Origin of the sequence: Capnocytophaga felis (genome assembly GCF_009684755.1) — a bacterium.
Taxonomy (GTDB): Bacteria; Bacteroidota; Bacteroidia; order Flavobacteriales; family Flavobacteriaceae; genus Capnocytophaga; species Capnocytophaga felis.
In genome coordinates, this window is sequence record NZ_BLBC01000007.1 from 15,459 (window position 1) to 31,700 (window position 16,242).

Sequence of the window (16,242 nt, forward strand, 5' to 3'; positions counted from 1 at the left end):
AATTACTTAAAAATTTTCAGGATATTTTCCGTTTTTAGTTAATTTTTCAATTTCATTTTTAACTTTTTCCAAATCTTCACGATATGTCATCCCGAACCAAGCATCGTTATTTGGCAGAACTTCCAAAACATAGCCTTCTTTTTCAATAGCGTGCTGAACGATTAACGGAATGAAAAACTCTGCTTTTGGTTTTTCACGATTTGCCTCCACGAAATCTGCGAAAAGTTTTTCAGTCATTGGGAAAATTTCAGGAGTGAATCCCCAGAAGTTCATTGAAACGAAATCATTGATGTCGTAATTTATTCCTGTTTCTTGGTCAACAACAGTAGTTTCATTCACTTTTATAAGTTTTGTAGCCTCTACAATTGATTGTAAATGATTGTTTTTATCTACTTTACAAATTCCTCGTGATACTGTTCCGTTTTCGCTCAATGTGTTTCTTAGTAGATAGCCGGCAGAGAAGAATGTTTTCTTTTTTCCTGATTTTAACGCTTTTGCCATAAAAGAGAACGCATCTTTTCCGTAATAATCATCGGCATTGATAATTAAGAAAGGATTTTTTACCACGTCTTTCACGCACAGCATTGCGTGTCCGGTTCCCCAAGGTTTTTGACGCTCAATTCCTTTTGGATTTTGTAAATCTTGGTACACGAACGAAACGGGTACTCCTTTAAAACGTTTTTCTAAATGCGTTTTAGTTAATTGGTCAATTTCGGTTCTGATAATCATAACTACATCAGAGAAACCTGCTTCAAGGGCATCAAAAATTCCGTAATCAAATAAAGCATTTCCGTTATAAATTTCCTGTAGTTGTTTGTCCGAACCAAAACGGCTACCCAATCCTGCTGCCAAAATTACTAATGTTGTATTCATACTTTTATATTTTTGTATTTGAATTATAATTCTTTGTAAGTGTTATCCTTCCATATTTTCGATATTTTTGTAGGCTTCGATGATGTTTTTTACCAAAGGATGCCGTACGACGTCTTTATCATCTAAGTGAATAATCCCGATTCCTTTTACATTTCGCAAAATAAGCAAAGCTTCTTTTAATCCGGAAGAAACTCTGCGGGGAAGGTCTATCTGTCCGGGGTCGCCCGTTATCATAAACTTAGCATTCCGCCCCATTCTGGTCAAGAACATCTTCATTTGTGCGTGTGTGGTATTTTGTGCTTCGTCCAGAATTACAAAAGCATTATCAAGCGTGCGTCCTCGCATAAAAGCCAAAGGAGCAATTTCGATTACGCCTGTTTCAATAAATCCGGAGAGTTTCTCGTACGGAATCATATCCCGAAGGGCATCATAAAGAGGCTGCATATAAGGGTCTAACTTTTCTTTTAAATCCCCTGGTAAAAAACCTAAATTTTCACCGGCCTCCACAGCAGGACGTGTCAAAATAATGCGTTTTACTTGTTTTTCCTTCAGGGCTTTAACCGCTAAAGCTACTCCTACATACGTTTTGCCGGTTCCCGCAGGTCCCACCGCAAAAATCATATCGTTTTTCTTCATTAACTCAACCAATTTGATTTGGTTTTTTGTTTGTGGGCGAATGATTTTTCCGCTTACCCCGTGAAGAATAATGTCTTTGTCGTTTTTTTGATTTACCTGAGCATCTTCTCCGTTCGAATTCAAAATGCCATCGATTGATTGTACATCTAATCGGTTATATTTCGTACAGAAATTGATTAGTTGTTCAATTTTTTTTTCAAAATCTTTCAGATGTTCTTCTTCTCCAAAAGCACGAATGCTATTTCCTCGTGCCACAATTTTCAGTTTGGGAAAATGGGCTTTGATTTGTTTTATATTGGCTTCTCCTTCGCCGAAAAAGAGTTGAGGACTTATTTCTGTAAGTTCTAAAGTAATTTCGTTCAAAGTTTTTTAGTTTTTGTGAATCGAATAATGTAATGTTGTTAATTAAAACAGTGCAATTTTATAAAAAAAAACGCTCATTTGCAAGAGAAAAGCTCTTTTTATTTTGGATATTGATTAAGAAAATTTAAATGCTGAAGTATGGAAGATACTTAAAATAAAAAAAGTAGCTAAGTTTTGTATCTTGGCTACTTTTTTTGTAAATATTTAATGAAATTAATTATTAATTGCAGGGTCTTTCATTCCTTGTTCAATCATATTGTAGAATTGATCAAGTTTTGGAAGTACCACAATGCGAGTTCTTCTGTTTTGAGCTTTCCCTTCTTTGGTTCCGTTGGTTGTTACGGGTACGTATTCACTGCGTCCTGCTGCCGTCATACGTGCCGGACTAACACCGAAATCGTTTTGTAAAATACGAACAACTGCGGTAGCTCTAAGTACGCTCAAATCCCAATTATCTTTGATTGCACTATTTGCTTTAAAGGGAACATTATCAGTATGTCCTTCAACCATAAACTCAAAATCAGGTTTATTTTTCACTACCATAGCAACTTTTCCTAAAACTTCTTTGGCACGGCTTGTAACAGCGTAACTTCCACTGCTGAACAATAACTTGTCAGAAATATTAACAAAAACAACCCCTTTTTCTACTTTTATTTCGATATCTTGGTCGTCCAAGTTCCCGATAGCTCCTTTTAAGCTTTGAACTAAAGCCAAGTTAACAGAGTCGCGACGCGTTACAGCATCTCGCAAATTTTTGATTGTCAAATCTTTCTCTCGAAGGCTTTCCAATGATTTTTCAAGATTTTCAGCTCCTTTTTGGGTTAATGTAGTAAGGTTGCCCATATTGCTGATAAGTTGCTGATTGTTTTCTTTCAATAAATCATTTTGGTTTTTAAGACTTGCGATTTGATGTTGCAACCCTTCATAATCCTTCAAGCAGATATTCAACTTCATTGTTGCTGAATTCAATAAATCTTCTGTTTGTTTGTGTTTATCTTCTAATTCAGCGTATTTCTTTTTAGAAACGCACGATGTAGCCAAAAGGCTTACCAACGAAACGGCAATAAAAATTCTTCTCATCTCTATACGTTTAATAAATTGTTAGTTTGCAAAGTTACTAAAAAAATCAATGAAAATCACTAAATAGCTTTTTATTTTTGATAAAATAGAGCCAAACGATTGATTTTGTGATGTAATATGAATAAAAATTGGATTTTAATCTTTTCTTTTTGAATTTGAAAAAGTTACGATAGAAACTCATATGAGCTTTGAATATCGCCCAAGTAAATTGAATTTTGCCTTGTAGGAGAAAACGAATTCCTGCAATTCCGTCCAAAAACATTCTGACCCACAGTGTTTTATATAAGATTTTTTGTGGGAGATTTTTAAGAAGCATAAACAGTCCGTTTCTGAAATTCAGAAAAATTTTTTTCGGGTCATTTACGGGAAGAGTAGCACCGCCAACGTGATAAACAACGCTTTCAGGACAAAAAACAATTCGTTTGCCAAGATGATGAATCCTCCAACAAAGATCTATTTCCTCTTGATGAGCAAAAAAATCTTCATCGAAGCCCTTTAGCCGGTGAAAAACTTCGGAACGGATAAAAAAACAAGCTCCCGAAGCCCAAAAAATATCCGTTAGGTTGTTGTATTGCCCATTATCCTCTTCAATAGTATCAAAAAGTCGTCCGCGACAGAAAGGAAAACCATATTTATCAATAAAACCGCCTGCTCCTCCTGCATATTCGAACATTTTTTTGTTTTTGTAATCCAAAATTTTAGGCTGAATTGCCCCGATTTCAGGATTTTTGAACATATTTATGATTGGAAGTAGCCAATTTTCGGTAACTTCAACATCCGAGTTGAGCAAGCAGTACACATCTGCGGAAATTTCTGCTAATCCTAAATTGTATCCTTGAGCATATCCGCCATTTAACGGATTTCTGACAACCTGAACATTTGGGAAATTATATTTTAAATACTCAATTGAATCATCAGAAGAAGCATTGTCAATTACATAAATATCAGCTCTTTCCGAATGCTTTACCACTGAAGGGAGAAACTTTTCCAACAGGTGTTTTCCGTTCCAATTAAGTATGACGACAGCTATTTTCATAGTATTACTTCACTTCATAGGATATATTGGAGTATTGCGAAACGCGGAAAGCCCCCAACGGATTTTCCTTTGGGTTTTCTGTGTTTACAACGTTGCCATATACACGTGAAGGAATCGTAAATCCGCCTTCTCTTCTGCTGTTGGTTGTGTTGGCTATCAGCAGATTAACAAATTGCTGATATTGGGGAGAAACACGAAAAAGTGTAGCCTTTATTTCATATCCTTTTTTCAAAACCAACTCCATAAGGATTGTAGTAAAGAAGAATTTTTGGTCGGCAAGGAGTTTATCGTCCAAACTGATGAAAACGTCTTTGTTATGGTCTTTGATTCTCACAAAATAGTTATTTACTTCATTTGGGAAGCCATTAAAAGGAAATTTCACTTCGATTTTATTTTTGAAAATTCCGCCATTGTCTTTTTGCGTGATTTCTTCAGGATTTATCACGGGAACTTCCCGCATTTTTTCCTTGGCGATGTATGTTTTGCCTTTGTGTTCGATGCTCAAAATGTATTCTTTTCCTATTGCGGGGATAATACCATCTATGTTCGTATAGATACTTCCTCCTTTGGAAGGAATAAAGGCAATCCCAACTAAGTCTTTATCTTTTATATACAAATCTTTGTAATCTTCCGGAAAGATTTCTTTTAAAATGTAAACTTCCCCGTCATTTGTTGATATTTTTACGGTGGCATCGCTGATTTTTTCCGAAGGATTTTGCTCGTAATAATTTGTGGTGTAGCTCAAATGAACAACGGGATAGGCTTTTTCGTTTCCTTTTTTCCAATCGATGTAGGCGTCAACTACCAATTGTTTTTGTTGCGTGTCCAAAGATAAGTCAATGACTTCCTCACAAGAAACAAGCAAGGTGGCAAGACACAGAAATATGTAAAAAAAATTTTTCATAGCTTAAAAAGTAAAGTTATAGGTTATACTTGGAACAATTCCGAAAATGGAAAGCTTCACTGCTTCATTCTTTCTGGTTTCTTCATTCTCTCTGAAGGAGATTGAAATAGCGTTTTTACGATTGTACACGTTGTATATGCCAAAGTTCCATTCGCTTTTGCAGCGTTTGTTTTTGTTTGCGGGCGTGTAAGTTGCCGATAAATCCAAACGGTGATAGTGGGGGAGCCTGTACGCGTTACGCTCACTGTAATTGGGGATGGTTAATCCCAGATATTGGTATTTTCCGACCGGAAAATTGGCAGGCAAACCTGTTTGATAATTGAAAATCGCTCCGAAAGTCCATTTTTTATTCAATGCATATGTAGCGGTAACAGAAAGGTCGTGAGGTTTGTCATACGCAGTATTGTACCAATTTCCGTAATTAATGCCGATTTCTTCGGGAGTGCGTCCTTTGGTTTGCTGCTCCGATTTGGAGAGTGTATAAGCTATCCAACCGGTTAATTTCCCCGTATTTTTTCGGAGTAATACTTCCAACCCGTATGCACGGCTGTGTCCATTCAATATAACACGCTCAATATCTTCTTTTGCAATGAGATTTGCCCCATCAATGTAATCCAAACGATTTTTGGTAAACTTGTAATAAGCCTCAACTTCCAAACTGTATTTGTCTTCTTTAAAATTATTCGCAAAACCTACGGCAAACTGATTGGCTCGCTGAGGTTTTAAGAATCGGTCGCTCGGAGCCCAAACGTCAAGTGGGGTAGGAGAAGAGGTGTTCGTTATCAAATGCAAATACTGCGAGGTGCGTGCAAAACTCGCTTTGATGGATTTATCATCGTTTAAGGCGTATGCCAATGCAAACCGCGGTTCTAAATTGCTGAACAGGTCAATAATTTTTCCTCGATGATAAAACGTTGAACCTACGGGAGTGGCTTCCTGATAAATTTGTAGGTCGCGATTGAAAACCACTGCTTCATCATCTTTGTAAACGTGCATATAACGACTGCCTAAGTGATAGAAAGAACTTAACCGAAGCCCAAACGAAGCACTAAGTGAAGACGTCAAGTTATGCTCGGAATCAATATACATTCCTGTTTCAAAGGCGTATTTATTAGGAAGCTGAAGTTCTTTTATGGAAGAAGTGGGCGTAGTTGGCGATAATTTTCCGGGCATAAACTTGTAAAGCAAGCCTTGCACTCCGTAACTAACTTTCCACTTCTCGGAAATGTAGTTTCTAAAGTCGTATTTCAAATTGAGGTTCTTAATTCCTGAGTCCCACTGAAACTCAATAGGGTCAAGGCGGAAACCATAATAGTAATCACTGAAAATAAGCGACAGATTCGAGAAAAGACGGCTGTTAAAAATATGATTCCAACGTAAATTGAACAGGGCATTTCCATATACGTTTTTAACCACATCGCTTAGCTCAAATAAATCTCTTCCGAAATATCCTGATAAATAAAAAGTATTATTCTGATTAAGTTGGTAAGAAAGTTTCGTGTTCAAATCATAAAAATATGCCGTATTGTCATTGTTTCTGAGTTTTAAAAACAGATGAGCATACGAGGCTCTTCCTCCGAAAAGAAAAGAAGCCTTATCTTTAATGATGGGACCTTCTGCCAATAATCGGGAAGAAAGCACGCCGATACCGCCGGTCATACCGAAATTGTTACGATTGCCTTCTTTCTGATAAATATCCAACACGGAAGAAATCCTTCCGCCGTATCGTGCCGGAATTCCTCCTTTGTAAAGTTTCATATCACGAACCGCATCGGCATTGAAAACGCTCAGAAATCCGAACAGATGCGAGGAATTGAATATAACGGCTTCGTCCAAAAGTACCAGATTTTGGTCAGCACTGCCTCCACGCACGTTAAACCCTGAGGAGGCTTCGCCGGCATTGCTCACACCGGGGAGTTGCAGTAGTGACTTTACGATGTCCACCTCTCCGATGAGTACGGGAAGTTTTTTAACCGTAGCGATGGGAATGGTTACAGTACTCATTTCGGGTTTCCTGATGTTTGCTTTTTGCGAAATGTTGGCAGTAACTTCCACCACGTCTAATTCCACGGCTTTGGGTGAAATTTTATAGTCTTTCCGTATGTTTTTGTCCAATACAAGGGTGTCAATGATTGATTCGAAGCCCATAAATTCCACCAAAAGGGTGTATTTTCCTTCGGGCAGTGTGATGGAGTAAAAACCATACTCATTGGTATAAGTTCCCGTATTGCCTTCTTTGACGATAAAATTCACACCAAGCATTTTCTCCCCATTTGAGGCATCGGAAATGACGCCGCTGATTGTGTATTTCTTTTGGGAATACATTGCCAAAGCATAAAAAAAGAATATATAAAAGATTATTCGCTTCATAGAAATTAATTTCCCGCAAAGATAGTCATTAATTTATTAATTTTACTGCTTAAAATGTTTTTTGTTGATAAAAAGAATGTCTTTTTTTTAAATGGAATTGTTTATTGAAGTAAATGTCTTAAATTTTTATAATTTTTTCATCAGATGCTGATTGAGAATAGCCAATAACTACAATAATGTATATTTTTTCATATATTCCGATTTTGTTTAAATGTTTAATATTTTTCAAAACGACCAATTACGCGTTGTTGAGGCCTTCTTTTGAATTTTTTTCAATCGGGATATGTTGCTTTTTCTGCTACTTTTTAGTGTGATTTGCATTGAAAAGGAATATTTTGATGCTTTTTTAGATGGAATATTTCAAAAATATGATGTTGATATTGCCTTTTTGATTTAAAAGAAGGTGAAATATTGTATTTTTACTTCTTTTTTAGTATTATTCATATTAAAAAGGAGTGTTAATAAGCTGTTTTCAATTTAAATTACTAAAAAATATGATGTCAAAACCTTCCTGAGATTTCAAAGAAAGAAAAATATTGCCCTTTTGGTCTGTTTTTAATTAAAATCATCAAAAAATATGATATCAAAATCTTCTTGAGATTTCAAAGAAAGAAAAATATTATCGTAATAATTGTTTTTTAATTTTATTTGGCAAAAAATATGACATTGACATCTTCTTTTTAATTCTGAAATTGATGATAATGTCCATTGAAAACATAAAAAGACTACCTTTTAGGTAGCCTTTTTTATACTTTTATAGGTTTTTAAAATAATATCCTATTCCTAACTGAAAATAATTATTGATAATACTTGGAGCAAACTCGGAAATATCACTTATCCCAAAGTTATATCTTGTTTCTAAGAAGAAATCTTTAAAAATACGACATTCTCCACCTATAAATAAAGAGTGATTGCCTGTTTTGATATTGTTAAGTTTGATTTTCTCTTTGCCTATCTGCGTGGTTGCCATCAAATTAAATCCAAGATTCAGTCCTCCGAGTAAAGCAACTCGTCTTGCAGGATATACCTTAATGCCAAGCGGAAGACTGTAAGTGTGTAAATTTATATCGAAATATCCTTCGTGATTGTCTCCTTTATCTATTGCAATGCTTCCAAATACGTTTCTCGCTCCAAGTCCTGCCATAGCAAATTCGGCTTGTCCGGAAATATATTGATTGAAAAAATATTCAGCTTGAATTGCCAAGTAAATATTTGATTTTGAACTTGATGTTAGCTTCATATATTTGAAACCTTCCATCTTAAAAGTTGAATTTACATAGCCTAACTTTGTTCCAAACCTGAATGATTGTGCGTTAAGAACACCTAATGTCATTAAAAATAGAATTGTTAAAAGTCGTTTCATATTTATATATTTTTGTTGTTAATTATTAAATAAAAATCTTGGCGAAATTAAAAATAAAAGTTAAAAAAAGCAAATTTTATTTGATGAAAAAATATGTAAGAAATAGTAATATTTCATTTTGAATATAGGAATTATATGATGTTTTAAGTCTCACAGAAAATTAAAAGATAAAATTGTTGTGTACTGCCAACCTGAAAGTGTTGTGTTTGCTCCTTGTAACGCCACCAAATCTGATGAAGTGTTTAAATTAATCAATGTAAATCAGATATGGAAACGAGAATATTTTTTTGTTCAATGTATTTGGGAGATAAAAAAACTGCCCGAAAAAAATAAATTTCTCGGACAGTAAAAAATAAAAAAACAAATGTATAACCCTCAAATTTAAGTATTAGAACTCGGCGTTTTGTGGCGTTCGGGGGAAAGGAATTACGTCGCGAATGTTGGTCATTCCGGTGGCAAAAAGCACTAATCGTTCAAAACCAAGCCCAAAACCACTGTGTACCGCCGTACCGAATTTACGTAAATCCAAATACCACCATAATTCCTTCTCGTCGATGCCCATAGCTTTGATTTTTTCAACCAAAACGTCGTAGCGTTCCTCACGTTGCGAACCGCCCACGATTTCGCCAATGCCTGGGAAGAGAATATCCATCGCACGAACCGTTTTTCCATCCTCGTTCAGACGCATATAAAACGCTTTGATTTTTGCAGGATAATCAAACAGAATCACAGGACTTTGGAAATGTTTTTCTACCAAATATCGTTCGTGTTCGCTTTGCAAATCTGCTCCCCATTCTTCGATAAGATATTGGAATTTTTTCTTTTTATTATGGTTTGAGTTTTTCAGAATATCAATAGCTTCAGTGTAACTTACACGTTTGAAATTGTTGTTGATAACGAACTCCAATTTTTCGATAAGTGACATCGAACTACGCTCGTTTTGTGGTTTGGTTTTTTCTTCCTCCAAGAAGCGATTGTTCAGGAATTCGATGTCTTCACGGCAACGCTCAAGGGTGTATTTCAGCACATATTTGATGAAATCTTCCGCCAAATCCATATTTCCGTCAAGGTCGAGGAAGGCAACTTCGGGCTCTATCATCCAGAATTCTGCCAAGTGGCGAGAAGTATTTGAATTTTCGGCACGGAAAGTAGGACCAAATGTGTAGATTTTGCCCAAAGCCATTGCAAAGGTTTCACCTTCAAGCTGTCCGGAAACTGTCAAATTCGTTTCTCTTCCGAAGAAATCTTTTTTGAAATCAACGTTTCCTTCTTCGGTAAGTGGCGGATTTTTAGCATCTAAGGTGGTTACACGGAACATTTCGCCCGCACCTTCGGCGTCGCTTCCTGTGATGATAGGTGTGTTCACGTAGAAAAATCCGTTTTGTTGGAAATAATCGTGAATGGCGAATGCCAATACCGAACGCACCCGCATAATAGCCCCGAAAACATTGGTTCGCACCCTTAGGTGAGCATTTTCACGCAAAAACTCAAAAGAGTGTTTTTTAGGTTGAATTGGATATTCTTCCGGATTGGAATCTCCCAAAATATGTACTTCTGTTGCTTGAACTTCAATGGATTGTCCTTTTCCTTGACTTTCTACAACAGTACCTTTTACTTCAATGGCAGCCCCTGTTGTGATGCGTTTGAGAATTTCCTCATCGGTGTTTTCAAAATCTACAACTACTTGCACATTTTCGATAGTTGAACCGTCATTCAAAGCAATAAAACGATTGCTTCGGAAAGTACGCACCCAACCTTTTAAAGTTACTTCTTGTGTTGTTTTACCTTCTTTTAATAAATTTTTAATGTTGATATACATACATTTATGCTTTGTTTGTCTTTTTTGTTGCGGTGATAAATTATTTTGCAAATATAGGAAAAAGATTTGTTACTTAATCACTACTGTTTTGATGTTAGCAAATTCATACATTCCAAATTGAGAAAGTTCACGCCCGTATCCTGAATTTTTCACTCCGCCGAAAGGTAAATGCGGGTCGCTGATGAGCATTTCGTTGATATAAACAGCTCCTTCTTCAAAGCGGTAAGTTTGTGATTTTATGAACTCTACATCTTTTGAAAAGACTGAAACTCCCAAACCGAAATCCGATAAATTACTCAACGTTACAGCTTCATCAAAGGTTTTGAAAAATGTCACAGCTGCGACAGGACCAAAGGTTTCTTCTTTAAAAACAGGCATTTCAGGAGTGACTTCTGACAAAATCGTAGGCTCATAAAAAGAACCTTCACGTTTTCCTCCGCAGATGAGCTTTGCCCCCAGAGAGATACTTTCATTTACTAATTTTTCCAATTCAATAGCCAAGTCTTCCCGTGCCATTTCACCTATTTCCGTATTCAAATCGAATTTATCTCCCTTTTTCAAGGCCTCTACTTTTAGTTTGAAAAGAGAAAGGAATTTTTCTTTCAAATTTTCGTGAACAAGAAAACGTTTGGCAGCAATACAGCTTTGTCCTGCATTTTGCATACGGGCATTAACAGCAGTTGATACAGCTAACTCTAAATCAGCATCTTCACATACGATAAAAGCCGCACTTCCGCCAAGTTCCAACACGGATTTTTTGAGATGTTGCCCTGCACATTGAGCGATGGCTCTTCCTGCGGGTTCGCTACCTGTGAGAGAAACTCCTTTAATGTGTTTGTGAGCAATAATGTCAGCAACGAATTTACTTTCTAAAAACAGATTTTTGTATATAGGAAATTTCAGTTTGTCGGAATTGAAAATGGTTTCCAGTAAATCCGCTGATTTTGGGACGTTTGAGGCGTGTTTTACTACAAAAATATTTCCTAAAATCAAATTCGGAATCACAAAACGAAAAACTTGCCAAAAAGGAAAGTTCCAAGGCATCACCCCAAGCAAAACTCCAATCGGTTCAAAAGTAATGTAACTTTCTGTCCATTTGGTTTTTATCTGCTGCGGTTTCAAGAAATTTTCAGAATTTTCAATATAATAATCGCACAAATAAGCACATTTTTTTATCTCAGCAATGGCTTGCGAAATAGGTTTGTTCATATCTGAGGTAATCGCTCGGGCATATAACTCCGTATTTTTAAGCAGTTTGTCTCGGACTTCCTCAATTATTTCAATACGTTTTTGCAGTGTACACTTTCTCCACTTTTGGTATGAATCGTGAAGCTCTTCAACAACCCAAAAGGCTTTTTCTTTGTTTATGTAATTCATAAATAATGACTTAATAAAATGTAGAAATCAGGATTATTTAGCAAAACTACAAGAAAAGTGATGCCGGCACAAGTTTTTTCGGTAAAAAGTTTTATCTGATGTGTTGAGTGTGATTTTCGGTAAAGTTTTTCATTGCTTCTTGTCAGATATACAAAAAATACGTAGGTTTGCAGATATTTTCAGTATTATGGGGTTTTCGGAGATTTTTTTTATACTTTTTGTGGTTTTAATTCTTTTTGGGGCGGATAAAATTCCGGAGATAGCTCGTGGCTTAGGGAAAGGAATGCGTCAGCTTCGTGATGCGACCAACGAAATCAAGTCCGAAATCAAAAAGAGTGCAGAACAAAATAATATTGATACTTCATTTATAGAAGAAACTCAAAAAGAGATAGATAAAGTAAAAGAAGAGATTGACGAAGCAACCAATATCACAGGAACAGTAAAAAGACAACGATAATTATGAGACCAAAAACGAAGGCATTTTTGTTTAATTTTGTTTGTTTCGGAGTGATTTTTATTGCGATTCGTCTCGGAATCAACTATTTTCTTCCGGAATTAAAACATTTGTTTGCTTCTCTTATTTCTGGGTTGGCAACGATTATTGTCTCACCTCGTTTTGCGGCAGTTCCTACGGATAGAGGAGAAAAACTATTTGTGAAATGGATTTTTCTTAAAGGTGTAAGAAAGATAGGAGATTGATAATCATTCTATTGGAAATATTTTGTACTTTAAATGAGTGCGTTTTACTACATTTTCAGTACGTTCGTGATGTGTGTCGGTAATGAATAACTGCCCGAAGTGTTTTTCTGTTACTAATGAAACCAATTTTGCTACTCGATTGTCATCTAATTTATCAAAAATATCATCTAACAAAAAGATAGGAATAACTTTTAATTGCTTTTTAATTATTTCAAACTGAGATAATTTTAGTGCAATTAAAAATGATTTTTGTTGCCCTTGGCTTCCGTACTTTTTCATCGGGAATCCTTCTATTTCAAAAAGTAAATCGTCTTTGTGAATGCCGGCAGAGGTGTATTGTAAGGTTTTGTCTTTGTTTATGTTTTGTGATAATAAAGTTGCTAAATCTGTTTGATGAAGAGAGCTTTCGTAAGTCAAATTTACATTTTCTTTTCCTTCGGAAATGTATTGGTATTGGTATTCAAAAATGGGCAAAAAGGTTTTCATAAACGCTTTTCTTTTCTCATAAATATATTGCCCAAGCTCGGAAAGTTGAGTATCATAAATTGACAGTGTATCTGCATCAAAAAAATGATTTTCAGCAAAATGTTTTAGTAAAGTGTTTCGCTGTAAAAGAGTTCGGTTGTAACTCATCAGCCTATCCAGATACATCGCATCAGATTGCGAAATTACGTTATCCAAGAATTTTCGGCGTACTTCACTTCCATCCAAAATTAAATCTTGGTCAGCAGGAGAAATGATAACCATAGGATATTTTCCAAGATGGTCAGCCATCCGTTCATAAGCTTTTCCGTTACATTTTATTATTTTTTTTTGTCCGCGTTTTATGCTGCAAACAATCTGTTCTTCACGCATTTGACTTTCAAAAAGTCCGTCAATCACGTAAAATTCTTCTCCGTGCCGAATGCTTTGCGTTGCAGACGAATTGAAGTAACCTTTGCCGACTCCCAAATGGTAAATAGCATCAAGCAGATTGGTTTTCCCTACACCGTTGTTCCCGATAAAGCAATTGATGTTTGCTTCAAAAAGAAAATCTTTTGAAGGAATGTTTTTGTAATTTACAATTGAGAGTTTTTTTAGAAACATAGTTTTTTGGCGTACAAGGTAGAGCTATAAGTAATACTTTGCAAGTGCCTTACTTATAGCTCGTTAATAAATATATGTGAAACTTACGAGTTATCTTTTTAAGTTTTTGATGATGTCTTCCGTCATTTTGTCCAAACAGAAATCGTGCGACCAGCCCCAATCGTTACGAGCTGCCGAGTCGTCAATGCTGTCAGGCCAACTGTCAGCGATTTTTTGCCGGAAATCCGGTTCGTATTTGATTTTGAAATTTGGGATTATTTTTATGATGCTTTCATAAATTTCTTTCGGCGAGAAGGATAAAGCAGAAATATTATAAGAGGTACGAATCTTTATTTTCTCTTCCGGAGCGTCCATCAGGTTGATGGTTGCTTTTATGGCATCAGGCATATACATCATCGGTAGGTATGAATTTTCGTTCAAAAAACAAGAAAATTCTTCCCCCGCAATGGCTTTGTGATAAATATCTACAGCGTAATCGGTAGTACCACCTCCTGGTAACGATTTGTAGCCTATAAGACCGGGATAACGCAAACTGCGAACATCCACGCCGTACTTTTGGAAGTAATACTGGCACCATAATTCTCCTGAAACTTTCGTGATTCCGTAAACGGTATTGGGTTCAGTTACAGTTTCTTGAGGAGTGTTTTGTTTTGGGGTATTTACTCCAAAAGCAGCAATTGATGAAGGCCAATACACTCTATCCAAATTTTTTTTACGGGCGACTTCTAATACGTTGAGCAATCCGTTCATATTGAGGTTCCAAGTAAAAAGCGGATTTTTTTCTCCCACAGCCGAAAGAAGTGCTGCTAAGTGGTAGATTTGTGTAACTTGGTAGCGTTCAACAAGATATTCTAATTTGGCAGCGTCCTGAATATCTAAAACTTCAAAATTACAATATGAAAATTTTTCGGAAACTTTTTCATTAATATCAGTGGCAATGATGTTTTCGCCTCCGAATTTCTGTGCCAAGGCTTCTGTTAGTTCACTGCCTAACTGCCCTCCGGCTCCCGTAAGCAATACTTTTGTTTTTGTCATTTTTCTAATGTTGGTTTAGTTAAAATTTGATTTCACAAAGGTATGAAAAAAATGAATCCGAAATTTATAATTTGATAATTTTTCTATATCCCAAAATATAAAATTCGTAAAAAGTTTTAAGGTGTGAGACAATTAAAAATTCAAGGGGAATAAATAAATCAAAATGTAAGGTTCTGAGCCCAAAAATGCTTATGCGGTGCTATTTTAATTCTTAGGAGATAATCACAAAACAAAATGGTAAGAAAATTTGTATTTCTGTTTTTCAACTTTTTTTGTACCTTTGTCAAAATAAAACAAATAATCATTATGTATAATTTATTGAAAGGGAAAAGAGGAATCATCTTTGGTGCATTAGATGAAAATTCAATAGCTTGGAAAACGGCAGAACGCGTTCACGAAGAAGGAGGTACGTTTGTGCTGACAAATGCTCCTATTGCAATGCGAATGGGGCAAATCAAAAAATTGGCGGAAAAAACGGGTTCTGAAATTATTCCTGCCGATGCTACCAATATGGACGATTTGCAAAATTTGGTAACCAAAGCAATGGAAATTTTGGGAGGCAAGTTGGATTTTGTATTGCATTCCATTGGGATGTCAGTAAATGTTCGAAAAAATATTCCTTATACAGAATCAAATTACGATTTTACGGCAAAAGGTTGGGACGTTTCGGCTCTTTCTTTCCATAAAGTTTGTCAGGTTCTATATAAAAACGACGCAATGAACGAGTGGGGGAGCATTGTGGCACTTACGTATATGGCAGCACAACGAACGTTCCCTGACTACAATGATATGGCGGATAATAAAGCATATTTGGAATCAATTGCACGTAGTTTTGGATATTTCTTTGGGAAAGATAAAAAAGTACGGGTAAACACTATTTCACAATCGCCAACGCCAACCACTGCCGGACAAGGAGTTAAAGGTTTTGACGGATTCATTTCGTATGCCGAAAAAATGTCGCCACTTGGCAATGCCACAGCTCAGGATTGTGCCGATTATACCGTGAGCCTTTTCTCTGATCTTACCCGAAAAGTTACAATGCAAAACCTTTTCCACGACGGAGGTTTTTCAAATACGGGTGTTAGTCAGGAGGTTATAGAGCGATTCAGCTAAGATTGTTCTTACAAAGGTCGTGTTATAAAAAGTATGATGATAGTTTCGATTGTCAGGCTGAGCGAAGTCGAAGCCTTATTATTACAAGGCTTCGACTTTACTCAGCCTGACAGAAATGTTCTTTTTTTTAAGGAATCATACTTTTTGCATCACTTCCCTTATAAATTTATTTAGGTAGTGAACCGTGAATTTTTGACATTGTTCTTCCATTACTCACTACCTAATTGTTTTATAGTTTAGTATGCTAAAAAAAATATTTATACTTCCTTTTGTACTATTGGTGCGTTTTTATCAGTTGTTTATATCTCCTTTAAAACCACCTACTTGCAGATACACACCTACTTGTTCACAATATGCTTTGGAAGCTTTGAAAAAGCACGGACTTTTTAAAGGAGGAAGGCTTGCATTAAAACGGATTTTTAGCTGTCATCCTTGGGGAGGAAGTGGATATGACCCTGTGCCATAATCTTAAAATCTATTATAAAATT

The 16,242-nt window shown here is 36.0% G+C and carries 16 protein-coding genes; 5 read left to right on the plus strand and 11 right to left on the minus strand.

Annotated elements, in window-relative coordinates:
- Nucleotides 1–6 precede the first annotated feature (6 nt).
- The 9 genes from GN105_RS05860 to GN105_RS05900 form a co-directional block, all read right to left on the minus strand.
- Complete coding sequence (locus GN105_RS05860; RefSeq protein ID WP_155284503.1) at nt 7–873, minus strand: sugar phosphate nucleotidyltransferase; 867 nt, start codon at nt 871–873, stop codon at nt 7–9.
- A gap of 42 nt (nt 874–915) precedes the next feature.
- Nucleotides 916–1,872, minus strand: a complete 957-nt coding sequence (locus GN105_RS05865; RefSeq protein WP_155284504.1) for a PhoH family protein — start codon at nt 1,870–1,872, stop codon at nt 916–918.
- Between the two features lie 213 nt (nt 1,873–2,085).
- Nucleotides 2,086–2,952 carry an OmpA family protein gene (locus GN105_RS05870; protein ID WP_155284505.1) on the minus strand — a complete coding sequence of 289 codons (867 nt, stop codon included), beginning with the start codon at nt 2,950–2,952 and terminating at the stop codon, nt 2,086–2,088.
- Nucleotides 2,953–2,998: 46 nt separating this feature from the next.
- Entirely contained in the window at nt 2,999–3,988 is a 990-nt protein-coding gene (locus tag GN105_RS05875) for a glycosyltransferase family 2 protein (RefSeq protein ID WP_155284506.1), read from the minus strand.
- Nucleotides 3,989–3,992: 4 nt separating this feature from the next.
- The gene (locus tag GN105_RS05880) at nt 3,993–4,892 is read right to left on the minus strand and encodes a DUF4249 family protein (protein WP_155284507.1); all 900 of its coding nucleotides are present in this window, start codon (nt 4,890–4,892) and stop codon (nt 3,993–3,995) included.
- Between the two features lie 3 nt (nt 4,893–4,895).
- A complete protein-coding gene (locus GN105_RS05885) occupies nt 4,896–7,262 on the minus strand; it encodes a TonB-dependent receptor (RefSeq protein WP_155284508.1) in 2,367 nt (788 codons plus the stop codon).
- A gap of 754 nt (nt 7,263–8,016) precedes the next feature.
- Nucleotides 8,017–8,625: an outer membrane beta-barrel protein gene (locus GN105_RS05890; protein ID WP_155284509.1), complete on the minus strand. Its 609-nt coding sequence runs from the start codon at nt 8,623–8,625 to the stop codon at nt 8,017–8,019.
- Nucleotides 8,626–9,013: 388 nt separating this feature from the next.
- Nucleotides 9,014–10,444, minus strand: a complete 1,431-nt coding sequence (asnS, locus tag GN105_RS05895) for an asparagine--tRNA ligase (RefSeq protein WP_095896356.1) — start codon at nt 10,442–10,444, stop codon at nt 9,014–9,016.
- A 69-nt stretch (nt 10,445–10,513) separates the two neighbouring features.
- Nucleotides 10,514–11,821: an NAD-dependent succinate-semialdehyde dehydrogenase gene (locus GN105_RS05900; RefSeq protein ID WP_155284510.1), complete on the minus strand. Its 1,308-nt coding sequence runs from the start codon at nt 11,819–11,821 to the stop codon at nt 10,514–10,516.
- A 187-nt stretch (nt 11,822–12,008) separates the two neighbouring features.
- Between GN105_RS05900 and GN105_RS05905 the strand changes: the two genes are divergently transcribed.
- A complete protein-coding gene (locus tag GN105_RS05905; protein WP_155284511.1) occupies nt 12,009–12,278 on the plus strand; it encodes a Sec-independent protein translocase subunit TatA/TatB in 270 nt (89 codons plus the stop codon).
- Between the two features lie 2 nt (nt 12,279–12,280).
- Nucleotides 12,281–12,520 (plus strand): hypothetical protein, encoded by a 240-nt coding sequence (locus tag GN105_RS05910; RefSeq protein WP_155284512.1) that lies wholly within the window; start codon nt 12,281–12,283, stop codon nt 12,518–12,520.
- A 3-nt stretch (nt 12,521–12,523) separates the two neighbouring features.
- Here GN105_RS05910 and recF read toward each other — a convergent pair whose 3' ends face one another.
- Nucleotides 12,524–13,606: a DNA replication/repair protein RecF gene (gene recF, locus GN105_RS05915; protein WP_155284513.1), complete on the minus strand. Its 1,083-nt coding sequence runs from the start codon at nt 13,604–13,606 to the stop codon at nt 12,524–12,526.
- Nucleotides 13,607–13,696: 90 nt separating this feature from the next.
- Nucleotides 13,697–14,641: an NAD-dependent epimerase/dehydratase family protein gene (locus tag GN105_RS05920; protein ID WP_155284514.1), complete on the minus strand. Its 945-nt coding sequence runs from the start codon at nt 14,639–14,641 to the stop codon at nt 13,697–13,699.
- A gap of 306 nt (nt 14,642–14,947) precedes the next feature.
- On the opposite strand from GN105_RS05920, the gene GN105_RS05925 reads away from it, so the two are divergent.
- The 3 genes from GN105_RS05925 (at nt 14,948) to yidD (ending at nt 16,220) form a co-directional block, all read left to right on the plus strand.
- The gene (locus GN105_RS05925) at nt 14,948–15,754 is read left to right on the plus strand and encodes an enoyl-ACP reductase FabI (protein WP_155284515.1); all 807 of its coding nucleotides are present in this window, start codon (nt 14,948–14,950) and stop codon (nt 15,752–15,754) included.
- Nucleotides 15,755–15,787: 33 nt separating this feature from the next.
- A complete protein-coding gene (locus GN105_RS05930) occupies nt 15,788–15,928 on the plus strand; it encodes a hypothetical protein (RefSeq protein WP_155284516.1) in 141 nt (46 codons plus the stop codon).
- A gap of 67 nt (nt 15,929–15,995) precedes the next feature.
- A complete protein-coding gene (gene yidD, locus GN105_RS05935) occupies nt 15,996–16,220 on the plus strand; it encodes a membrane protein insertion efficiency factor YidD (protein WP_155284517.1) in 225 nt (74 codons plus the stop codon).
- Nucleotides 16,221–16,242: the final 22 nt, after the last annotated feature.